18 protein-coding genes and 1 pseudogene are annotated in these 21,141 nt (G+C 59.7%); 11 read left to right on the top strand and 8 right to left on the bottom strand.

From position 1 onward, the window contains the following. Nucleotides 1-39: 39 nt before the first annotated feature. Together CLU80_RS27215 and CLU80_RS27210 are read right to left on the bottom strand one after the other, a co-directional pair. The gene (locus CLU80_RS27215) at nucleotides 40-555 is read right to left on the bottom strand and encodes an Hcp family type VI secretion system effector (RefSeq protein WP_008084998.1); all 516 of its coding nucleotides are present in this window, start codon (nucleotides 553-555) and stop codon (nucleotides 40-42) included. A gap of 453 nt (nucleotides 556-1,008) precedes the next feature. After that, nucleotides 1,009-3,213, bottom strand: coding sequence for an OsmC domain/YcaO domain-containing protein (locus tag CLU80_RS27210; protein ID WP_099758975.1), 2,205 nt, complete (start codon nucleotides 3,211-3,213; stop codon nucleotides 1,009-1,011). Nucleotides 3,214-3,434: 221 nt separating this feature from the next. On the opposite strand from CLU80_RS27210, the gene CLU80_RS27205 reads away from it, so the two are divergent. After that, complete coding sequence (locus CLU80_RS27205) at nucleotides 3,435-6,047, top strand: bifunctional diguanylate cyclase/phosphodiesterase (protein ID WP_099758974.1); 2,613 nt, start codon at nucleotides 3,435-3,437, stop codon at nucleotides 6,045-6,047. Between the two features lie 44 nt (nucleotides 6,048-6,091). Here CLU80_RS27205 and CLU80_RS27200 read toward each other — a convergent pair whose 3' ends face one another. Together CLU80_RS27200 and ppk2 are read right to left on the bottom strand one after the other, a co-directional pair. Further along, nucleotides 6,092-6,307, bottom strand: a complete 216-nt coding sequence (locus CLU80_RS27200; protein ID WP_093433233.1) for a hypothetical protein — start codon at nucleotides 6,305-6,307, stop codon at nucleotides 6,092-6,094. Between the two features lie 208 nt (nucleotides 6,308-6,515). Beyond that, complete coding sequence (gene ppk2, locus CLU80_RS27195) at nucleotides 6,516-7,331, bottom strand: polyphosphate kinase 2 (protein WP_095126394.1); 816 nt, start codon at nucleotides 7,329-7,331, stop codon at nucleotides 6,516-6,518. A 189-nt stretch (nucleotides 7,332-7,520) separates the two neighbouring features. Here ppk2 and CLU80_RS27190 point away from each other — a divergent pair, with 189 nt between their 5' ends. The 3 genes from CLU80_RS27190 (at nucleotide 7,521) to CLU80_RS27180 (ending at nucleotide 11,064) form a co-directional block, all read left to right on the top strand. Continuing rightward, a complete protein-coding gene (locus CLU80_RS27190; RefSeq protein WP_099758973.1) occupies nucleotides 7,521-9,647 on the top strand; it encodes a TonB-dependent receptor family protein in 2,127 nt (708 codons plus the stop codon). A gap of 59 nt (nucleotides 9,648-9,706) precedes the next feature. Next, entirely contained in the window at nucleotides 9,707-10,498 is a 792-nt protein-coding gene (sseB, locus tag CLU80_RS27185) for an enhanced serine sensitivity protein SseB (RefSeq protein ID WP_099758972.1), read from the top strand. Nucleotides 10,499-10,602: 104 nt separating this feature from the next. Beyond that, nucleotides 10,603-11,064: a hypothetical protein gene (locus tag CLU80_RS27180; protein WP_093433250.1), complete on the top strand. Its 462-nt coding sequence runs from the start codon at nucleotides 10,603-10,605 to the stop codon at nucleotides 11,062-11,064. A gap of 93 nt (nucleotides 11,065-11,157) precedes the next feature. Here the strand turns inward: CLU80_RS27180 and CLU80_RS27175 are convergent, their stop codons facing one another. Continuing rightward, a complete protein-coding gene (locus CLU80_RS27175; protein ID WP_099758971.1) occupies nucleotides 11,158-11,421 on the bottom strand; it encodes a hypothetical protein in 264 nt (87 codons plus the stop codon). A 34-nt stretch (nucleotides 11,422-11,455) separates the two neighbouring features. After that, complete coding sequence (gene msrA / locus CLU80_RS27170; protein WP_099758970.1) at nucleotides 11,456-11,962, bottom strand: peptide-methionine (S)-S-oxide reductase MsrA; 507 nt, start codon at nucleotides 11,960-11,962, stop codon at nucleotides 11,456-11,458. A 93-nt stretch (nucleotides 11,963-12,055) separates the two neighbouring features. On the opposite strand from msrA, the gene CLU80_RS27165 reads away from it, so the two are divergent. Then, nucleotides 12,056-12,433, top strand: a complete 378-nt coding sequence (locus tag CLU80_RS27165; protein ID WP_095049943.1) for a hypothetical protein — start codon at nucleotides 12,056-12,058, stop codon at nucleotides 12,431-12,433. Nucleotides 12,434-12,577: 144 nt separating this feature from the next. Beyond that, nucleotides 12,578-13,045 carry a hypothetical protein gene (locus CLU80_RS27160; RefSeq protein WP_099758969.1) on the top strand — a complete coding sequence of 156 codons (468 nt, stop codon included), beginning with the start codon at nucleotides 12,578-12,580 and terminating at the stop codon, nucleotides 13,043-13,045. A gap of 53 nt (nucleotides 13,046-13,098) precedes the next feature. Here the strand turns inward: CLU80_RS27160 and CLU80_RS27155 are convergent, their stop codons facing one another. Beyond that, nucleotides 13,099-14,316 carry an MFS transporter gene (locus CLU80_RS27155; RefSeq protein ID WP_099758968.1) on the bottom strand — a complete coding sequence of 406 codons (1,218 nt, stop codon included), beginning with the start codon at nucleotides 14,314-14,316 and terminating at the stop codon, nucleotides 13,099-13,101. Nucleotides 14,317-14,447: 131 nt separating this feature from the next. Between CLU80_RS27155 and CLU80_RS27150 the strand changes: the two genes are divergently transcribed. After that, nucleotides 14,448-15,062, top strand: a complete 615-nt coding sequence (locus CLU80_RS27150) for a TetR/AcrR family transcriptional regulator (RefSeq protein ID WP_099758967.1) — start codon at nucleotides 14,448-14,450, stop codon at nucleotides 15,060-15,062. A 174-nt stretch (nucleotides 15,063-15,236) separates the two neighbouring features. On the opposite strand, the pseudogene CLU80_RS27145 reads toward CLU80_RS27150, so the two are convergent. Further along, nucleotides 15,237-15,546: pseudogene (locus CLU80_RS27145) on the bottom strand (avidin-fold protein). A gap of 230 nt (nucleotides 15,547-15,776) precedes the next feature. Here CLU80_RS27145 and CLU80_RS27140 point away from each other — a divergent pair. The 4 genes from CLU80_RS27140 to CLU80_RS27125 all read left to right on the top strand — a co-directional run bounded on the left by CLU80_RS27140 (nucleotide 15,777) and on the right by CLU80_RS27125 (nucleotide 21,081). Continuing rightward, nucleotides 15,777-16,838, top strand: coding sequence for a fimbrial protein (locus CLU80_RS27140; RefSeq protein WP_099758966.1), 1,062 nt, complete (start codon nucleotides 15,777-15,779; stop codon nucleotides 16,836-16,838). A gap of 282 nt (nucleotides 16,839-17,120) precedes the next feature. After that, nucleotides 17,121-17,669 carry a fimbrial protein gene (locus CLU80_RS27135; protein WP_093433268.1) on the top strand — a complete coding sequence of 183 codons (549 nt, stop codon included), beginning with the start codon at nucleotides 17,121-17,123 and terminating at the stop codon, nucleotides 17,667-17,669. Nucleotides 17,670-17,760: 91 nt separating this feature from the next. Next, nucleotides 17,761-18,501: a fimbrial biogenesis chaperone gene (locus tag CLU80_RS27130; RefSeq protein ID WP_099758965.1), complete on the top strand. Its 741-nt coding sequence runs from the start codon at nucleotides 17,761-17,763 to the stop codon at nucleotides 18,499-18,501. 75 nt (nucleotides 18,502-18,576) lie between these two features. Continuing rightward, nucleotides 18,577-21,081, top strand: a complete 2,505-nt coding sequence (locus CLU80_RS27125; RefSeq protein ID WP_099758964.1) for a fimbria/pilus outer membrane usher protein — start codon at nucleotides 18,577-18,579, stop codon at nucleotides 21,079-21,081. Nucleotides 21,082-21,141: the final 60 nt, after the last annotated feature.

The raw sequence follows: 21,141 nt of genomic DNA, 5'->3' as shown, positions 1-21,141 counted from the left end.
CAGTCAGACTGGTCGAGTCGGTATCACTATCAGCCGCGATTAAACGACTGGAGCACGCCAGTCATCGGAGCCCGAAGTACCGGAGACTTCGTGGGTCCAGGTGATTTTGCGGTAGGTGAACTGCACTTCTTCCAGGTGGGTGAAGTGCGCGTTGCCTGGATCCTGGCAGTTGTGCATTTTGTTGTTGATGGCGACGATGATCGCGTCTTCCAGTTTGGTGGTGTAGTAATGCTCTTGGGTGCCTTGCGCCGAAGTGCGGTACCACTGGATAACGATTTCGCTCATGCGCTCGCCGGAGGTCAGCGCTGCTTGCAGCAGCGGCGAAGCCTTGTCGTAGACCTTGGTGATCACAACTGGCTTGTGCACGCGCTGACCGGTTGGCTGACCGGATTGCGGGTCACGCGGGATGATCACGTCGTGGGTGAACGCCTGAACCATCACCTGGTCTTCGTGGCCTTCTTGAAAGGTGTTGCCAACGGAATCGGCAGTAAATGCGCCGGCAGTGATCAGGCCTTGTTTTTCGCCAGTGACGGACATGTACGCGGGGGTTGCCATGGAATGCTCTCCTTGCTCAAAAGACACAAGCGACAGGCACCATTGCCTGTCCGTGCGAATTTGGATATATCAACTTTCATGCCAGTCATTACATTGCCATTGTTCATCAACAACTTGTGTAAACAACTTCAACAAAAGTAGCTATTGCAGCCAGGAAGAGTCGTCGTAAGTGCGCAACTTCTTGCGCAGTACTGCGCAAGAAGTTGCGCACTTGGCTGCACGCCCTGAACGGCGTGGCCTGTAGCGATTTTCAGGAATGTTTTCTGGAAACAACTGCGCAACTTCTTGCGCAGTTGCTAAAAAGCGTTTTCATCGTCAATCGACGAAAAATCTCCAGATAGCCTTACTCTCGTTGACGTTGCATCAACGCAGTTTTGCTGAATAGGCAAAACATCGCGCGTAAAGAAAAGCCAGGCAACTGCCTGGCTTTTCTGGTCAGCGGAAATAATGTAGTCAGTGCGAAGAAGCCGTCACATTCGCCCGCGCCGTGTGCAGCTTTTTATAGCTCTCGATCAAGCGCAAATGCCGATCCAGTCCTTCCAGCTTCATGCTCGTCGGCGTCAGTCCATGGAAGCGCACGCTGCCGTTGACCGAGCCAATCGCTGCATCCATACGCTCGTCACCGAACATGCGGCGGAAGTTGGCTTCGTAGTCTTCCAGTTGCAGATCCTCGTCCAACTCCATCTCCAACACCACGTTGACCGCTTGATAGAACAAGCCGCGCTCGACGGTGTTGTCGTTGTATTGCAGGAAAGCTTCAACCAGATCCTTGGCCTGCTCGTACTTCTGCAGCGCGAGGCAGATCAGCAGGCGCAGCTCCAGAATGGTCAGCTTGCCCCACGGCGTGTTGTCGTCGAACTCGACGCCGATCAGCGTGGTGATCTCGGTGTAATCGTCCTGCTCGCTGTTTTCCAGGCCTTGGGCGAGGTTGCGCAGGCCGACCTTGCTCAGGGTGTGCAGGTTGAGGATGTCGGCACGGAATTGCAGGGCTTTGTTGGTGTTGTCCCAGATCAGGTCTTCGACCGGGTAGATCTCCGAGTAGTCTGGCACCAGGATGCGACAGGCCTTGGCGCCGATGTGCTCGTAGACCGCCATATAGACTTCTTTGCCCATGTCTTCGAGGATGCCAAACAGCGTTGCAGCCTCTTCGGCGTTGGAGTTTTCGCCTTGGCCGGAGAAGTCCCACTCGACGAATTCGAAGTCCGGTTTGGCACTGAAGAAGCGCCACGACACCACACCGCTGGAATCGATGAAGTGCTCGACAAAGTTGTTCGGTTCAGTGACAGCCTGGCCGGAGAAGGTCGGTTGCGGCAAGTCATTGAGGCCTTCGAAACTGCGGCCCTGCAACAGTTCGGTGAGGCTGCGCTCCAGCGCCACTTCCAGGCTCGGGTGCGCGCCGAACGAGGCGAACACGCCGCCGGTGCGCGGGTTCATCAGGGTCACGCACATCACCGGGAATTCGCCGCCCAGCGACGCATCCTTGACCAGCACCGGGAAGCCCTGCTCTTCCAGGCCTTTGATGCCGGCGAGGATGCTCGGGTATTTCTCCAGCACTTCTTGCGGCACGTCCGGCAGGGCCATTTCGCCTTCAAGGATTTCGCGTTTGACCGCGCGCTCGAAGATCTCCGACAGGCACTGCACTTGCGCTTCGGCCAGGGTATTGCCGGCGCTCATGCCGTTGCTGAGGTAAAGGTTTTCGATCAGGTTGGACGGGAAGTACACCACTTCGTTGTCGGACTGGCGCACGAACGGCAGCGAGCAGATGCCACGCTGGGTGTTGCCGGAGTTGGTGTCGAACAGGTTCGAGCCACGCAATTCGCCGTCACGGTTGTAAATCTTCAGGGTGTATTCGTCGAGAATTTCGCTCGGCAACTCGTCCTTTGGCCCTGGCTTGAACCACTTCTCGTCCGGGTAATGCACGAACTCGGCGTTGGCGATTTCTTCGCCCCAGAACTGATCGTTGTAGAAGAAGTTGCAGTTCAGGCGCTCGATGAACTCGCCCAGCGCCGAGGCCAGTGCGCCTTCTTTGGTCGCGCCCTTGCCGTTGGTGAAGCACATTGGCGAATGCGCATCGCGAATGTGCAGCGACCAGACATTGGGCACGATGTTGCGCCACGAGGCGATTTCAATCTTCATGCCGAGGTCGGCGAGGATGCCCGACATGTTGGCGATGGTCTGCTCCAGCGGCAGGTCCTTGCCGGCGATGAAGGTGCCTGCGTCCGAACCGGCCACCGGCATCAACAAGGCCTGGGCATCGGCGTCGAGGTTGTCTACTTCTTCGATGATGAATTCCGGCCCAGTCTGCACAACCTTCTTCACCGTGCAGCGATCGATGGAACGCAGGATGCCCAAGCGATCTTTCTCGGAGATGTCCGCCGGCAACTCCACCTGGATCTTGAAGATCTGGTTGTAGCGGTTTTCCGGGTCGACGATATTGTTCTGCGACAGGCGAATATTTTCCGTCGGGATGCTGCGCGTGTCGCAGTACAACTTCACAAAGTACGCCGCACACAACGCCGAAGACGCCAGAAAGTAGTCGAACGGCCCCGGTGCCGAACCATCGCCCTTGTAGCGGATAGGCTGATCGGCGATCACCGTGAAGTCGTCGAACTTGGCTTCAAGTCGAAGGTTGTCTAGAAAATTGACCTTGATTTCCATGCGGGATTACCAGAATACGGCTAAACGAATGGCCGCCATTATCCGGTTTTTGCGCGGGAAGTCTTGCCCTTTCGGGATTGGCCGCTGATCGGCGCGCTGCACTTGGGGAGGCAAATCACGCGGGTTTCACTACGCTTTCAATGCAGTCCCCCAGAAGAATCTGAACATTGCGCCCGCGCCGTGGTTCTAGATTCAGAAGACAGCGGATCAAGGACGAGCACATGGACCTTTCCAGCTTTGCAGCCCCGCTTCCACCGCGCCAGAGCGCCGTCACCCGCCGCCTGGCCTTCGCGGTCGGTGCGCTGTTTGTCAGTGGCGTGATTGCTGCCGCCGTGGCCTTGCTCGGCATTGCCGAACGCCTCGACAACGACGAGATCAACAAAACCCGCTTCTATTCCGCTCGCGCGCTGGAAAACCGCATCACCGCCTCGAAAAACTACATCACCAGCTACGCCTACTGGACCACGGCCTACGAGCATTTGAGCGGTCAGGTCGACACCGACTGGGCCTACACCGAGCAGAACCTCGGCAAGACCCTGTTCACCACCGACGGTTATGACGGCGTGTTCGTACTCAACCGTGAAGGCACCCGCTACGCGGTGGTGCGCGGGCAAATGGTCGCTGCCGAGTTGTCCGCGTTCGTGCAGGTGAGCGCCACGGAGTTACTCGATCAAGCGTTGGGCCAAGGTGATCTGACCAAGCCAGTCAGTCGCTATTCACTGTTCGAAGGCTGGCCGGCGCTGGTTTCGGCGGCAGCGATTATTCCCAACGATGAGCGACCACTCGGCGACCCGCAGAAAACTTCGGTGCTGGTGTTCGTCGACAAACTCACGCCGACCAAATTGCGTCTGATCGGCAGCGGTTACGGCTTGAACAACCTGACCCTGGCGCCGGACGAGACGCTCGACCCGCAGCGCCCACGAGTACCGCTGGACAACACCGGTTACAGCCTGATCGCCGATCTGGAGCGGCCCGGGCAACATTTATTGTGGTCATTGTTGCCGCCACTCGGCGCGACGATAGTGGTGCTAATGCTGCTGACCGCGTACTTCTTCCGCCACGCGTTGCGGTCATCGCAGTACGTCGATCAGAGTTTTGCTGTCATGCAAACTTCCAATCACGCTCTGGAGAACGCCAACCGCGAACTGGAAGCCAGCGAAGAACGCTTTCGCGCGGTGGCCGAAGCTGCGTCGGACTGGATCTGGGAAGTCGACCGCACCCTGGCACTGACCTACCTTTCGGCACGTTTTAGCGAGGTGACCGGTTATCCGCAAACCCTGTGGCTGGGGCAAGACATCGGTCAACTTCTGTTGTGCGACACCACGCCTCTGGAACTGTGGCTGAGGAATCTCACCGAGCAAGACAGCGCCAGTGACTTGCGTTGCACCTACCGTGACCACGCCGGCCAGCAACGCCACTGCCGGCTCTCCGCCCGGCCGATCTTCGACAAGCACGCGGTCATCGGCTATCGCGGCACCGCCAGCGACATCACCGACGAAGTCGCCGCCCATGCGCAGATCCAGCATTTGTCGATGCACGACGCCCTCACCGGCCTGCCCAATCGCAACAAACTCGCGCGTTATCTGGATGAAGCGCTGCTGCTCAAGGAGCACGCGCCGCCGCTGTCGCTGCTGATGATCGACCTCGACAACTTCAAACCGATCAACGATTCGCTCGGCCATCCGGCCGGTGATGCCGTGCTGCAGGAAGTTGCCGTACGCCTGCGTGAATGCACCCGCGAACTGGACATCGTCGCGCGTCTGGGCGGCGATGAATTCATCGTGGTGCTTAATGGCATGGACAGCCATCACGAAATCGACAAGTTCTGCACCCGCCTGATCGCCAGCCTGCATCAACCGGTGGTCTTCGAGCAGCATCCGCTGCACATCGGCGCCAGCATTGGCATCGCGCTCAGCCGGCGCCACAGTTATGTGCCCAGCGACCTGATCCGTTACGCCGACATTGCCCTGTATCAGGCCAAATCCGAGGGCAAGAACACCTGGTGCTATTTCGAAGCGCACATGAGCGATCAGATCCAGACCCGCCGACAACTTGAGGATGACCTGCGCCATGCGCTCAAGCACAACGAATTCATCCTGCACTATCAGCCGCGCTACAAGATCGATGGCAAGCACATCGTTTCGGTCGAAGCGCTGGTGCGCTGGCAACATCCGACCAAAGGCCTGCTCGGCCCTGACCTGTTCATTCCGTTGGCGGAGCAAACCGATCTGATCGTTCCGCTGGGTCGCTGGGTATTGCGCGAAGCCTGCGAAACCGCGCTCGGCTGGCCGGAAGACATCCTGCTGTCGGTCAATCTGTCGCCGGCGCAATTTGCCCTCAGCGATGTGGTCGAGGATGTTCGCGAAGTGCTGGTACAGACCCGTTTCCCGGCCAGTCGCCTGGAACTGGAGATCACCGAGAACGTGATGCTCAACGACACCGACTGCGCGCTGACCACCATGAATGCCCTGAAAGAACTCGGTGTGCGCCTGAACATGGACGACTTCGGCACCGGTTACTCATCGCTCGGTTACCTGCGCGCCTACCCGTTTGACGGGATCAAGATCGACAAGCGTTTTATCGCCTCGATCAGCAGCGGCACTAACGATCGCGCGGTGGTGCAGGCGATCATCGGCCTGGGCAAGGCCATGGGCCTGACCGTGACTGCCGAAGGGGTCGAAACTGAAGAACAGCTGGATATTCTCGGGGTCGATCAATGCAATGAGGTGCAGGGTTACTTCATGAGCCGGCCGATCGACAAAGCAGCGTTTGCGCGGTTGCTGCAGGATTCCAGAGGTGCACAGTTGAAAGCGAAGACAGGTCGTGTGACCTGAACGGCTACAGGGCGGATCCATCGCTGTAGCCGTTTGCGGCGGGTTCAACCGTTTGATCGCCCCGTATCCCCGATGAACACATTGCCCGCATCCCGCACCAGTTGCCGCCACTCGGCGCTGGTGATCAGTCCCTGCTCCTCCATTTCGTCGGCTGCCTTGAGCAGTTCGTCGTACTGTTCTTCCGGGTCCAGACGCATCTGCGATTGCGTCGCCAGCTTTCGCCATGCCGCCAGTTTTTCTTGTTTGCGCTGATCGAACATCGGGAATGATCTCGTGAGGGACTTCCCCGGTAGAAAGAAAGGTCAGCGCAGTGGTTCAGCGCAGTCGACGGATGGACTGTTTGCTTCGGATACACCACCGAACCCTGGAGTGAGCCTGCTCGCGATGGCGGATCGTCTGTGGCGGATGTGTTGGCTGACACACCGCTATCGCGAGCAGGCTCACTCCTACAGGGATTGTGGCAGTTTGTCAGAACTTCTCGGCCACGCGCCGGTATGGATAATCCGGATCCCGGTACTTGCCCGGTTTCTGCCGTTTGGGCAGCTCGATTTTCTCGCGTTTCACATCCTCATACGGAATGCGGCTGAGCACATCGGTGATGATGTTCAGCCGTGCGCGGCGCTTGTCGTTGGAGTCGGCCACCAGCCACGGCGCGTGTTCGGTGTCGGAGTGTTTAAACATTTCATCCCGCGCCCGAGAGTAGTCGTACCAGCGGCTGTAGGACTTCAAGTCCATGGGTGTCAGTTTCCAGGTCTTGCGACCATCGTTGATTCGCGCTTCGAGCCGGCGGGTCTGCTCTTCGGGGCTAACTTCCAGCCAGTACTTGAGCAGGATCACTCCGGATTGGACGATGGCGTGTTCAACCAAGGGAATCGATTTGAGAAATTTGTCAGCCTGCTCGTCGGTGCAAAAGCCCATCACCCGCTCGACACCGGCGCGGTTGTACCAGCTGCGATCGAAGATCACCACTTCGCCCGCCGCCGGTAGATAAGGCAGATAACGCTGCACATGCATCTGGCTTTTCTCGCGATCAGTCGGTGCCGGCAACGCCACCACGCGAAAGACACGCGGGCTGACGCGCTCGGTCAACGCCTTGATCGTGCCGCCCTTGCCGGCGCCATCGCGCCCTTCAAAAACGATGCAGACCTTGACGCCCTTGGCGATCACCCATTCCTGCAACTTGACCAGTTCGACGTGCAGTTTGCGCAACTGGTCGAGGTAATCCTTGTTTTTCAGCTTCAGACTTTCAGGCGCTGTGGCGGCCTTCTTTTTGCCTTTTGCCATGACCTTGGCCCTCTCCAATAAATGCAGAAACAGAGTGTTGATTGACGGGATACACCAGACACGTGAGGTTAGTTCATGCCGTGCTGTTTGCCATTGCCGGGCAAAAAGCAAAATTGCCATGTGTTTCGTTCGTTCTTTGTTGCGTCGCACTGTTCATTGCCCTGCCCTTGTCTGCCTGGAGTTTTCTCGATGCCCGCGTCCAAATCCCTGCCCGCCGCCCTGCTCGGTCTGGCTCTCGCCGGCCCGGCAATGGCCGAGACTCAAGGTCTGGAACTGGGGCAAGTGCTGATTTCGGCCGAGGATCGCAACGGCAGTGATGTCTCTGTTGAGGAAGCCAAGGCCCGCCTCGATCAGGTGCCCGGCGGCACCAGCGTGGTCGACATGCGTCAGCCGTTGCAGGGCCGCGTGGCGAGCAATCAGGATGTGCTGGCCTATCAACCAGGGGTTTATGCGCAGTCGGCGGGCAACGAAGGTGTGAAGATTTCCGTGCGTGGCTCGGGCATCAACCGTGCGCCGGGCGCCCATGCGTCGGGGCTGTACACGATGCTCGATGGCCTGCCGCTGACCGGCCCGGGCGGCACGCCGTATGAATTGCTTGAACCGCTGTGGGTCGATCACGTTGAAGTACTGCGCGGCGCCAACGGTTTTGATCGCGGTTCGCTGGCGCTGGGTGGCGCCATCGATTACGTCAGCCACACCGGCTACAACGCGCCGAAACTGCAAGTGCGCTACGCCACCGGCAGCCACGGCTATCAGCAGCGCCAGGTCAGTTCCGGACAAGTGCTAGGCGACTTCGATTACTACGTGTCGCTCACCGACTCCAACGCCGACGGCTACCAGGATCACACCGCCAGCGAAAGCAAAGGCGTGATCGCCAACTTCGGCTATCGCTTCAACCCGAACCTGGAAACCCGCTTCTATATCCGTTACCGCGAGACCGACAACGACCTCGCCGGCCGCGTGACCAAGCACTCCATCGAGCACTCGCCTCGCGCGGCCAATCCGTCCTATGTGGCACGCGATGACAGCCGCAAGCAGCCGGGCAGCACGTTCATCGGCAACAAGACCACTTATTACATCGACGACGATTCGAGCATCCAGACCGGCCTCGTCTATCACGATTACCCGATGGACCTGCGCGAAGGCCCGAACCGCTTGAAAGTCGCCTACACCGACGTCAGCGGCACCTTCGACTACAAACGCCGCGACACGATTTTCGGCATGGAAAGCCGCAGCAACGTCGGCCTGCGCGTCACCAAACACCTGCCCAACGACGGCGCCAGTGAGTTTGTGCGCATCCCCACCGGCAACACCGCCAGCTATGCGCCAGGCACTCGCATGCGCAACTTCACCTATCAGGGTTCCGACACCGCTCTGCACTTTGGCAACGATCTGGAAATCGCCGACGACCTGTGGCTGACCACCGGCCTCGCCGCCATCTACACCCGCCGCGAAAGCGCCGTGACCTATCCGCAGAGCGGCGGCAAAACCAGCATGAACGACTGGGACTACGCACCACGCCTCGGCCTGCGCTACCAGATCACCCCGGATCTGCAAGTATTCGGCAACCTCAGCCGCTCGGTTGAAGCGCCGCATCCGTGGTCGCTGATCTACAGCTCCAACGTTCGCTTCCCCGCCGGCAATGGCGCGGCGACCGGCACGCAGAAAGACCCGATCAAACTGCAGAACCAGACCGCGACCACACTGGAACTGGGCGGTCGTGGTGACAGCACAATCGGCGATTGGAGTCTGGCGTGGTATTACGCGCAAGTGCGGCATGAATTGTTGTCGGTGTTGCCGGATGCCAACGCCGTTACACCTTATGAGTTGAACGCCAGCCCGACCGTGCACCAAGGTGTCGAAGCGAGCCTCAACAGCAAACTCTGGTCGGCTGATGATGGCCGTCAGTTGAGTTTGCGTCAAGCGTATACCTTCAGCGATTTCCACTATCGCGACGATGATCGTTTTGGCGATAATCGCCTGCCCGGCTTGCCGATGCATTACTACCAGGGCGAGTTGCGCTACGACTGGCCTCAGGGCTTCTTCGCCGCGGTCAACACGCAACTGGTGTCGAAAGTTGCCGTGGATTACGCCAACAGCTACTACGCCGATCCTTACGCATTGTTTGGCGCGACGCTGGGCTACAACGCGCCGAAGGGTGACTGGCAGACGTGGCTGGACATGCGCAATCTGAGCAACAAGCACTACGCCGCCACGGTGACGCCGGGGTATGACGACAAAGGGCTGGATGCGGCGCGGTCGACGCCGGGTGAAGGGATGGGTGCGTATGTCGGGGTGTCGTGGAGTTTGCTCTGACACGAGCCGGTGGCGAAAACCCAAGTCAGCAATTTTCTAGCGAGTCACGGATGGACATTATGGATAACCCGCAAGAAAACCCACTGGAAAAATCGCTCAGGCTGGCCGCCGACGAGCCCGCGCACCGGCCTGAGTTCTTCACCACACTGCTGAACTCGCCGGTTTACATCCTCGGCACTACGGGCACGGCAGACGGCGTGGTCAATCTCGAAGCCGGCAGCAACATCAGCATCGCGCATTGGGAAAAACCGGATGGCACCTCGGTCATTCCGTTCTTTTCGTCACTGCAAACCCTGCAACAGTCGATCAACAGTGAAGAGACGTATCTGGAGTTGCCGGCCAGGTCTCTGTTCGAGATGACGCTGGGCGCGCAGCTTTTTCTGAATCCGAAATCGCCTTACGGCAAAGAGTTCTTCCCGCAGGAAGTGGCCAATCTGCTTTCCGATGAAGTCGGCCAGACCGCCACTTCACGCACCGTCGAAAAAGAAACCAAAGTCCTGCTCGGCCAGCCTTCGCAATACCCGACACAAATGATCCATTCGCTGACGCAGTTACTCGCCAAACATCGCAATGTGAAGCGTGGGTTTCTGGCGTTGATGCACGACACTTCGGTGGACGAAAAACCGCACTTGATCGTCGGGGTCGAGGCGGACGGCGATGTTCAGCGGGTCATGCGCGAAGCCGGCAATGTCGCCGGGGACACGGCGCCGGATGGCGAGCCCGTTGACCTGTTCCGCGTCTGCGAAGGTGAGTCGGGGCTGAGCGATTACTTTCTCAAGCAAACAACGCCCTTCTATGAGCGCAGCTGGGGCAGCAAGCTGCGTTCATTGTTTGGCCTGGGCAAGGCTTGAGCGCTGGCGCTCTGTTGGCAAACGCCCTCTCGCAATCAGCAGATCAATAAAGTCAGACGCCCGTCTGATCGTGAATCAACTTTGAGTAAAAACAGGTTTTATCGATGAAAAAGATTGTCCTTCCCTTGGTCATGGCGCTGTTGTGCCTGCAAGGTTGCGCAGAAATGCCGGCGTATTCCAACGTCGGCGCCACCACCGCAGCAGACGAGTCGCGCTACACCGTGGTCGAAACCGACACCTATGCCGGCAGGCCCCAGCGGCACTTTGCCGACGGCGAGGCGAACCTGAACATCATCCGGATCAACGATGAAAAAGTCGGCAACATCCCGTTCTCCACGTACTACTACAAAAACGATTCGCCGCAGCGCGCGGTGCTAAAACCGGGCACCTATACCATCCAACTGGAATACCGATTGCCGCTACATTTCATGTATGCGGATCTGAAGTTCGATGGCAAGCCGGGCCAGAAAATCATGGCGCGCTCGCAATACGTTGGCCTCAATCGTCTGCAAGTCTGGCTGGAGGACACCGCCACCGGGGAAGTCGTGAGTACGCGTGTGAATTGAACACCGTTGCCGCTCCACTCGGGCGCCATCCTGCAACAGATGGCCCCGAAAGGAGGGTTCAGCCCAGTCGCATCGACAGCTCAATGTCAGTGCTTATGTGCTGGCGCTGGATGGGCGACAGATCGCCCAGCCCAGGTCTCTGTAGGACGTCTTGTCTTGTTCGGGAAAGTCAGTCTGGTACTCGCCCCACTGCATGTGCGCATAGTACTTGGTCATCGCTTCGAAATAACTGTCAGCCTCGACCTCCCAAACAAGCTTCGCGTCCGACCCCATAAGTGCACGCGCACTATCACCTTGAGCACCGGCCAGACAAAAGGTCTGACAGCCATCGGGTTCGAGCCAAAGTTCATGATTCATATTCGAGGTTCTGTTGTTTGAGGTCGTTATGGACTCACCCGCGTTTCGGCAATTTCCAGTTCGGCCGAATGAAATGGCAGGTGTAGCCATTCGGAATACGCTCAAGGTAATCCTGATGCTCCGGCTCCGCTTCCCAGAACGGCCCCGCCGGTTCGATTTCGGTCACCACCGGGCCCGGCCACAGTTTTGAGGCGTCGACGTCGGCCGCGGTGTCTTCAGCGACATCGCGCTGTTCTTCGCTGAGGTAGTAAATCGCCGAACGATAGCTGCGCCCGAGGTCATTGCCCTGCCGGTTGGCTGTGCTCGGGTCGTGGATCTGGAAGAAGAACTCGAGGATCTGCCGATAGCTGATCACCGCAGGATCGAAAACGATTTCGATAGCTTCGGCGTGGTCACCATGGTTGCGATAAGTAGCGTTCGGCACGTCGCCGCCGCTGTAACCGACGCGAGTCTGCAACACGCCGGGATAGCGCCGCAGCAGATCCTGCATGCCCCAGAAGCAGCCGCCGGCGAGGATGGCGGTTTCGGTTTGAGTGGTCATGGGTTGTGGCTCCTCTCGGAAGTAGTACGCGAGTGTACTTTTACAGGTCAGTGATGAGTACCATAAACGCAGATTCCAGACCAAGGAAACGCTATGCCGCTGCTCACATGGGACCCTTTTGACCTTATTGCTGCGCTAGGCGTGATTCCCGATCAGGACGGGCATGGAACATCCCATCAATACTTGATCGAACAGGGTTCTATCAGCCTGAAGCTGACGATCTGGCAATACGATTCGGATGTAGAGATTCAGGTCTGGGAAAGATCATTACCCAACCCCATTATCAAATACACAATGCTGGGCTGCCCCGGTATCCGTGTGATTGACGATAAACGCGGGAAATTTGTTGAATTCGCCGCGTCGAACACCTTCACCGGGCGATATGACGGTTACTCAGTCATTCCCTTTGGCCTGAGATTGTGGGTGGATCCACAGATTTTTCTGGAGCCGTTCAGCTATCCAGCGGCCTAGGTTCAACAGCGTTTAAATACGCCTGGTGCAAGTCGGCCTTCAGTATCCCTCAAGGCTGGCGATAACCTGTTCGGTGGTTCAGTGGGGCGTGGGCATTTTCGCACTGATTCACCCGCCAATCCTCTATTGATCATGGACTCTCCAATGCTCCACCGTATCCACGCCGATTATCACCAGGCGAAATGCAACCGTAGCGCCTGCGCCTGGCTGTTTATCGACGGCATCCCCATCGAGCAATGGCTCAACGAGCATCTCGAATATCCCGACCTCGACTTGAATGGTTTGTCGTTGATGTGGTTGCTGGACGAGGAAGAAGACGCCCTCGCCCAACGCCGTTTCGCGCCTGCAGAACACGGTTCGTCCACGCTTGTACCGCTGCTGGTCTGCAGCGATGACATGAACTTCGATTGCTTTGTGCTGATGACCGAACAGGTGATCGATGGCGACACTTTGCACTGGCGTCGGTTTGGTTTGAGCGTTTCCAGCGGCCTGGAAGTCGGCATCAGCACGCGGTGGGACGCCGATAGCCGCCCGGCCAGTTTTTCCCTGGCACAGTTTCGCGGCGCGCTGGAGGATTTGTACAGGCTGATGAAAGCCGGGGGCGCCGAGTAACGGATAGGGCTTGCCAGCCTTTCCGCGTCACCACCGCCCAACACGTCCGGACATCAGTGCCCGACAACCGCCGCCGCTCCCGCCCCACGCGGCCCCGACCTGAATCCGTGCCCCCTTGCGGCGAACGCAATGGCAAACCCCACACTCACCAACACCACCATCGCCCAGGGAAACGAGGCAACGCCCCATCGATCCAGCAACACCCCGCCGACCACTCCGCTACCGGCAATCGCGCTGTTCCACGCCACCACATTCAACGACAACGCCACGTCCGCGCCATCCCCCGCCGCATCCGCCAGAGCCGTCTGCAACAGCGTCGCCGCACCGCCAAAACTCAATCCCCACACCAACACGCCCAGATAAATCACCTCCGGCACCCGTCCGTAAAAGCCGAACCCTACGCACACCAGTGCAAACGTGGCCAGACTCACCAGAACGGTCTTGCGCAACAGCGGCTCAACCAGTTTCGCCGTCAGCCAGATCCCCGCCAACGCCGCGAGACCAAACACCAACAACACCAGATCCACGCTATCCGCCAGCCCCGCCGGAGCCACAAACGGCGCGATGTAGGTGTAGAGAATGTTGTGCGCCAGCATCCAACTGATCACCACCGCCAGCACCGGCCGCACACCCGGCGTGGTCAACACGCGGCGCAACGACAGACGCTGATGCGCAGGCTGCGGCGGATAATCCGGCACCTTCACCAACACCCAAACGATCAGCATCAAGGTCAGGGCCGACATCAGCCCAAACGTCGTGCGCCACCCGACGAGGCCACCCAGCCAAGTGCCGAGCGGCACGCCCAGTGACAAGGCAATCGGCGTACCAACCATGGCCAGCGCCAACGCTTTGCCCTGTTGATCCGGCTCGACCATCCGCCGCGCATAACCAGCCAACAGACTCCACGCCAACCCTGCCGCCACCCCCGCAAAGAAACGCGCCACCAGCGTCACGCCATAATGCGACGACAGCGCCGTGATCGAGTTGAACAACAGAAAACCGACAATGGTCAGCAACAGCACATTGCGCCGACGCCAGCCGCGCGTGGCGATGGTCATCGGGATCACCGCCAGCACCGAGCCCAGCGCGTACGCGGTGACCATTTGCCCGGCCATGGAAGGCGAAATTGCCAGGCCATCGCTGATCAGCGGCAACAGCCCGGCGGGCAAGGTTTCGGTGACGATGCAGATGAAACCGGTCATGGCCAGCGCCAACAGCGCGCCAATGGGCAGGCGTTTGGGCGCCGCCGTTAGAGTCAATGAAGGTGTCACGGGAAACTCCTTGAGTTTGGAAATTCAGACTTGCGTACCGATCGATATAAAATACTGGCGGCAGCCGAGGCACGTTGTCAACGACTTATGTATCGACTAGTATCCAAATCACTTTTCGAGGAGTTTCAGCTATGGCCAGAACCGGCCGCCCCCGCGCTTTCGATCGCGACGACGCCGTCGACCAGGCCATGCAATTGTTCTGGCAGCACGGCTACGACTCGACCTCCCTCGCCCTGTTGAAGGCGCAGTTGGGCGGCGGCATCTCCGCGCCAAGCTTCTACGCCGCATTCGGCTCAAAAGAAGCCTTGTTCGATGAGTGCGTGCAGCGTTACCTCACCACCTTCGCCCAGGTCACCGAATGCCTGTGGGACGAAGCCCTGCCGCCACGCCAAGCCATCGAGACCGCGCTGCGCCAGTCGGCACGCATGCAATGCGATGACGGCCACCCCAAGGGCTGCATGGTCACCCTCGGCGTCATGAGCGCGCCCAGCCCGGAAAACGCCGGTGTCGTCGAAGCCCTCACCCACTCCCGCGCCCGCACACGCGCCGGGATTCGAGCGTGTGTCGAGCGAGGTCTGCGTGAGGGTCTGTTAGCGGAGAACACGAACGCAGCCGCCATGGCGACGGTGTTCGACAGCTTCCTACAGGGGATTTCCATCCTGGCTCGGGATGACACGCCGCTGGAGAGCATTGATGCGGCGATTACGCAGGTGATGCGGACTTGGGATGTGATGGCGAAGAGTTGACGTCTACATTGCCCCCACTTAATCTGCGCCCATCTCGCCCAAGGCAGTACGCGGTCCTAACCATTCAGGACACGCCAAACCCTTGGGCGTTTTACTATCCGGAAGAAAGCAGGACCACTGCGGGATTGAATCTCAAGATGCGTTCAATGCGGAACAAGCAACAAACCTTGAGCGCTACGCGACCACCTCAACATAACTCGACTGCCCGCCCCCTCGGCCCCCGACAACCAACCCCACACAAACCGCAACGTCGTCCGCCCCGCCTCATCCCCCCCACAACGCCCCTCGACCAATCCGCACGAATCTCGCCATCCGTGGTGATGCACTGATAAAGCAGCTCGACACTGTCAGGCCCGGTCACTCGGCCAACCTGGTTACCCATGGGAATATGCCCACCCGCGTAAGTCCCCCAAACTGCCGCGCCTTCGACGAAGTAGTGAAACACCGTGCGCGCATCGGACCACCCCTGAGCATTGCGGATTATGGGCGGTGAAGCTGTTTACCACGCCAACGCGGTGACACTCACCCTGGGCGTCGGCGCCTGTCTGGCAGGGAAATTCTCTGGGAAATTTCCTACAAGCCAGCGGGAAGCCGGCTATTCAATGCGCGCCTCGTGATCCTGATAATTCAGCCCTTCGTTGGCCGACGCCAACAACGTCCAGATGCAGTCAGCCTGCATTGAATGGCCGTTTTCTTCTCAGGAGGGCACACACCATGAAGATCGGGTTACGAATGCTGGGCGGGCTTGGCGCATCGGCGTTGATGCTGATGGCGGCGCCGGCGATGGCGGCTTGCACCTGGGCGACGGGCAACAATACGGTCAAGCAGTTGACGCTCACCGGCGGCGCGGTATTCGCGCCGCGAGACGTACCGATCGGCACCACGTTGAACACCAACGGCACCATGCGACAGCTGAATTTCGGTGACACCTTGCAGTGTTATGGCACCGCTTCCTATAACACGACACTGGTCGGTCCGGTGGCGGTGAACATTCCGGTGGACGTGCTGAATGTGCCAGCCAATGCCTTACTGCAGACCAACGTGCCCGGCATTGGCCTGGCCATCTACATGACGGGTTTCGCTGCCGCCTGGATTCCGCCGCCGGGTAACCCCAGCCGATTCATTCCCTTCAACATGAATCGTACCGCTCCAAGCCAGGCGAACATGAACCAGGCGATGATGCGTTATGCGCTGATCAAGACCGGTGACATCGCGCCCGGCACCCACACCATCAATCAACTGGTCGCCACTGGCACTTCGGACATGGGTCCAATGTTCGACCTGACCTTCACCGCCACCGTAACCCTGGCCGGTTGCTCTCTGCCGGCCGCACCCGGCAACCAGATCAACGTGCCAATGGGCACCTGGGAAAAACGCGTATTCAACGGCAAAAACTCCACCACCCAAGCCCAGCCGTTCGCCATTACCCTCAACGCCTGCATCGCCGGCAACAACTATCCGTCGAACACCAACGGCTACTTCAACGGCAACTTCGCCAACATTCAGATCGATGCCGACAAGACCTCAACCATCCTCGACGCGGCCAACGGTGTCCTGAGCCTGTCGAGCGATTCGACGGCGCAAGGCGTGGCCATTCAAGTGTTGCAGGACAACGGCACGCCGATGAATCTGGGTCAGCCCGTGCGCCTCAATCGCATCGTCAACGGCGTGACGTCAGTGCCGCTCCGAGCCCGTTATATCCAGACCGGTGATGGGCCGACGCCGCAGCCCGGCACCGCCAACGGCCATGCGAGTTTCACCGTAACTTACCGCTGAAATCCGCCAACAAAAATCCACCTGTTTTTCCCGACGCTCCCCTTTGCCATCGCCTATTTCGCGCGGTGCCAAAGGCGGGGCGTTTTTTTGGCGACGACTTATTGATCGCATAGCAGCGCTAGGAATTTTCCTACAAGCAAAGGGATTTTCCCTACATAGCGCCCGGATCCGCATCCCGATAATGAGCCTCAGACGCCACGCTCTACCCCGACGGGATGGCGACGTCGATCCGTCTCAGGGCCTTCGGGCTTCAGGACATTTACTCAATATCTGGAAGTGATCATGAAAAATTTTGCGCTCAAAGGTTTGTCCCTGGCCCTGGTTCTGGCAGCCGCTTCGCAAGCTGCAATGGCCGCCGACGGTGAAATCAACTTTGTCGGCAGCGTGACCGACAACACCTGCCCGGTCGTGGTTTCCGACCTCAACGGTTCGGCCGGTGCCGGCGACGTTGGCCTCGGCAGTGTGCCGGCGACCTCTCTGGCCACGGCCGGTGCAGTGGCGGGTGGTGGCGCGTTCACCCTGACCATCGACACCACCGCACCGGGCTGCAACGTCACCGGCAAGAAAGCCGTGGTCAAGTTCCTTTCGCTGAGCGGCAACGCCGGTTCCAGCGGCCAGTGGATCGGCCTGCTGCCGGAAGCCGGCGTGGCCACCAACGTCGCCGTGCAGATCAAAGATGCGTCCGGCAAAGACGTGCAACTGGGCCTGGAATCCTCGCCTTATCTGGACCTGACCCAGCCGCTGCGCTTCACCGCCAACTACGTCGCCACCGGCGCAGCCACTTCCGGTCCGGCCAACGCCAAAGCCGCGTTTACCGTCGACTACCAATAAGTCCGGTCAGCCTCCGGCGGCGATTGGCGCCGCCGGATGCCCTTCCCTTTGCCACGGTTTTTGTGGCCGTGCCGACAAGAGGATGAACGCAATGAACCCAGCAAAAACCTCCTTCAAAACCGCATCGGTATTGGCCGTGTTGTTGAGCGCAACGTTGCTCAGCAGTTTCAGCCAGGCCGGTGTGATGCTCGGCGGCACGCGTATCGTGTACGACGGCAACAAACGCGATGCCTCGATCACGGTCAGCAACACCACGGCCGAGCCCTACGCGGTGCAAGCCTGGATCAACACCGAGGCCGACGACAACACCACTGCGACCCCGTTCGTGGCCACCCCGCCGCTGTTTCGCCTCGATCCGCGCAAAGAGCAAATGGTGCGCATCCAGAAAGTCCCCGGCGATCTGCCGCAAGACCGCGAATCGGTCTTCTACTTCAACGCCCAGGAAATTCCGCTGGCCGGCAAGGCCGACGCCAACACCCTGAAAATCGCCATGCGCACGCGGATCAAAGTCTTCTATCGCCCGCCCACCCTCAAGGGCAGCGCGATGGAGGCACCGCCGCAACTGCGCTGGAGCCTGCAACAGGAACAAGGCAAACCGGTGCTGGTGGTCAACAACCCGACAGCGTTTCACGTGTCCTTTATCGGCGTGAAAGTCGAGGCCGGTGCGCAAGTCGTTGAAGTCAATGAACCGAAAATGGTCGCGCCGATGAGCAGCCAGCGTTATGCGCTGCCGGGTTTCAGCGGCCGCAGCGGCGCGGTGGTGTTCTCCGCGATCAACGACTACGGCGGTTACAGCGAGCCGAAAAAAGTCGAGCTGAGCAGCGCCCCGTAACACCGTCACCCCTTTCCTTGCGAACCTGCCTGCACGCTGCCGATGCCGCGTGGCGGCCGAGTGTTGAGTATTGTCATGCGAATCGAAGCCCTGAACCGTCATCGTCAGTCCGCGCCTTTTGTTCCATTGCATCTGTCGGTCGCCATCCTCGCGGCGCTGATGGGCAGCTCGGCGAGCGCAGACGAGCCGGCGAAGTTTGATGCCAGCTTCATGCAACCCTTCGGTGGCGCCAGCGCCGGGCCCAACCTCGATCTGGACGCCATCGCCAACAGCGGCAGCATCGGCCCCGGCACCTATCCGGTGGTGATCCGGCTGAACCAGAGCTTTTTCGACCGCCGCGACATGACCTTCGCCAAGGACGCCAAAAGCGCTGAAGTGCGCGCCTGTCTGTCCGAAGCGTTTCTCAAGGAACTCGGGGTCAAGGTCGATGCGTTCCTGACCCCGGGCGAAACATTCCCGGCGTGCATCGACCTTGCCGAACTGATCGAAGGCGCTTCGGTAAGCTTCGACGCCGGGCGCCTGGCCCTCGACATCAGCGTGCCGCAGATCGCTCTGCGCCGCGACGCCGCCGGTTATGTCGCCCCCGAAGAATGGGATCGCGGGATCAACGCGGCGATGCTCAACTATCAGTTCTCGGCGGCCAACACCCAGTCCGACGCCCGAGGCAACGGCACGCAGTACAACCTCTACGCCAACGGCGGATTCAACCTCGGCGACTGGCGTTTTCGCTCCAGCTCCTCGTTCCGTCAGGATGAAGACGGCCAGCAGGACTGGCAGCGCAGCAACACCTACGCGCAGCGCGATTTGACTGCGATCAAAGGCACCCTGACCTTGGGCGAAAGTTTCACCCCGGGCGACGTGTTCGACAGCATTCCGTTTCGCGGCGCCCAAGTGGCGTCCGACATGGGCATGCTGCCGGACTCGATGCAGGGTTATGCGCCAATCATTCGCGGCATCGCCGAAACCCAGGCCAAAGTCGAAGTGCGCCAGAACGGCTACTCGCTGTACACCACCTACGTGGCGCCCGGTGCGTTCGAAATCGACGACCTCAACGCCGCGTCGGGCAGCGGCGACCTCGAAGTGATCATCACCGAAGCCGACGGCCGCGAGCGGCGCTTCACCCAGCCGTACGCCACACTGGCCAACATGCTGCGGGAAAAAACCTGGCGTTACAGCGCCACCGCCGGTGAGTACAACTCCGTCGACGGCGGCCAGCGTCCGGCCTTCGCCCAGGCGTCGCTGGCTTACGGCTTGCCGTTCGATCTAACGTTATATGGTGGCCTGCTGGGCGCTGATTTCTATCGGGCGGGTGTTGTGGGCGTCGGCAAAAGCCTCGGCAGTCTGGGCGCCGTGTCGCTGGACGTGACCCAGGCCCAGACCGATGTGCCGAGCGGGTCCGGCGTCACGGCCGGTAAAGAGAAAGGCCAGAGTTTTGGCGTGCGTTACGGCAAGGCTTTCGAGACCGGCACCTCGGTACGTTTCGCCGGCTACCGCTATTCCACCGAAGGCTATCGCGACTTTGATGAAGCGGTGCGTCTGCAAGAGCCGAACGAATTCAACACCTTCTCCAAGCGCAGCAAAGTCGAAGCCAGCATCAACCAGGCGCTCGACAGCTACGGCTCGTTCTACCTGAACATGAGCAAGCAGAACTATTGGGGCACCTCGCGCGAAGACAAACAGATGCAATTGGGCTTCAACACCCAACACAAAGGCGTGACCTACGGCATCTACGCGAGCAAGACCCTGACCGACAACTTCGGCCAGAACAACCAAGTGGTGTTCACCGTGTCGATGCCCATCGGCCAGACGCGCAGCACCGGCACCTACACCGTCACGCGCAACAACGACGGCAGCCTCGACCAGCGCGCCGGCCTGAGCGGACGCGACGGCAACCTCAACTACAACGTCAACGCCAACCGCTCCGACAACGGCGGCAACAACGGCTCGGCCCTGATCGGCTACCGCGCACCGTTCGCCCAACTCGGCGCCGGCGTCAGCGTCGGCAGCGGCTACCGCCAGACCTCGGTGAGCGCCGCAGGTTCCGTGCTCGGCCACAGCGATGGCCTCGAATTCGGCCAGACCCTCGGCGAAACCGTGGCCCTGGTCGAAGTCAAAGACACCCCGGACGTCGGCGTCCTCAACGCCCCCGGCACCCTGACCAACGCCAAGGGTTACGCCCTCGTGCCGTACGTCACGCCGTACCGCAAAAACCGCGTGGCCCTCGACACCGGCGAGCTGGACAACAACATCGACATCGAAGAAGGCGTGACCAACGTCGTCCCCCGTCGCGGCGCCGTGGTCAAAGCCAGCTTCGCCGCCAGCCGCTCGGAAAAAGCCCTGCTCAACGTGCGCCTCAAGGACGGCAAACAACCGCCGTTCGGCACGCCCATCACCAACGAAAAAGGCGCCAGCGCTGGCATCGTCGGCCAGGCCGGTCAAGTGTTGCTGTCGGTGGGTGAAGGCAAGGTCTACCAAATGAAATGGGGCGAAAAAGCCGAACAGAGCTGCCGCATCGAACTGGACGTGAGCAAAGCACCGCTGGTGGACGGTTATCGCGTGGCGGACGCCGTGTGTAAGTAAAACCGAGGGTTGATGCGCGGTGATGATCGCCGCTGTTTAAGGATGCCAGGCCTCACACGC

The organism is Pseudomonas sp. 29 (assembly GCF_002754355.1).
Taxonomy (GTDB): Bacteria; Pseudomonadota; Gammaproteobacteria; order Pseudomonadales; family Pseudomonadaceae; genus Aquipseudomonas; species Aquipseudomonas neuropathica.
Note: the sequence above shows the minus strand (reverse complement) of the source record. Positions and strands in the feature narration are given on the sequence as shown.

Excerpts from the sequence above, each read along its gene's own strand:
- CLU80_RS27215 (WP_008084998.1), bottom strand. The coding sequence starts at position 555 with ATGGCAACCCCCGCGTACATGTCCGTCACTGGCGAAAAACAAGGCCTG.
- CLU80_RS27210 (WP_099758975.1), bottom strand. The coding sequence starts at position 3,213 with ATGGAAATCAAGGTCAATTTTCTAGACAACCTTCGACTTGAAGCCAAG.
- CLU80_RS27205 (WP_099758974.1), top strand. The coding sequence starts at position 3,435 with ATGGACCTTTCCAGCTTTGCAGCCCCGCTTCCACCGCGCCAGAGCGCC.
- CLU80_RS27200 (WP_093433233.1), bottom strand. The coding sequence starts at position 6,307 with ATGTTCGATCAGCGCAAACAAGAAAAACTGGCGGCATGGCGAAAGCTG.
- ppk2 (WP_095126394.1), bottom strand. The coding sequence starts at position 7,331 with ATGGCAAAAGGCAAAAAGAAGGCCGCCACAGCGCCTGAAAGTCTGAAG.
- CLU80_RS27190 (WP_099758973.1), top strand. The coding sequence starts at position 7,521 with ATGCCCGCGTCCAAATCCCTGCCCGCCGCCCTGCTCGGTCTGGCTCTC.
- sseB (WP_099758972.1), top strand. The coding sequence starts at position 9,707 with ATGGATAACCCGCAAGAAAACCCACTGGAAAAATCGCTCAGGCTGGCC.
- CLU80_RS27180 (WP_093433250.1), top strand. The coding sequence starts at position 10,603 with ATGAAAAAGATTGTCCTTCCCTTGGTCATGGCGCTGTTGTGCCTGCAA.
- CLU80_RS27175 (WP_099758971.1), bottom strand. The coding sequence starts at position 11,421 with ATGAATCATGAACTTTGGCTCGAACCCGATGGCTGTCAGACCTTTTGT.
- msrA (WP_099758970.1), bottom strand. The coding sequence starts at position 11,962 with ATGACCACTCAAACCGAAACCGCCATCCTCGCCGGCGGCTGCTTCTGG.
- CLU80_RS27165 (WP_095049943.1), top strand. The coding sequence starts at position 12,056 with ATGCCGCTGCTCACATGGGACCCTTTTGACCTTATTGCTGCGCTAGGC.
- CLU80_RS27160 (WP_099758969.1), top strand. The coding sequence starts at position 12,578 with ATGCTCCACCGTATCCACGCCGATTATCACCAGGCGAAATGCAACCGT.
- CLU80_RS27150 (WP_099758967.1), top strand. The coding sequence starts at position 14,448 with ATGGCCAGAACCGGCCGCCCCCGCGCTTTCGATCGCGACGACGCCGTC.
- CLU80_RS27140 (WP_099758966.1), top strand. The coding sequence starts at position 15,777 with ATGAAGATCGGGTTACGAATGCTGGGCGGGCTTGGCGCATCGGCGTTG.
- CLU80_RS27135 (WP_093433268.1), top strand. The coding sequence starts at position 17,121 with ATGAAAAATTTTGCGCTCAAAGGTTTGTCCCTGGCCCTGGTTCTGGCA.
- CLU80_RS27130 (WP_099758965.1), top strand. The coding sequence starts at position 17,761 with ATGAACCCAGCAAAAACCTCCTTCAAAACCGCATCGGTATTGGCCGTG.
- CLU80_RS27125 (WP_099758964.1), top strand. The coding sequence starts at position 18,577 with ATGCGAATCGAAGCCCTGAACCGTCATCGTCAGTCCGCGCCTTTTGTT.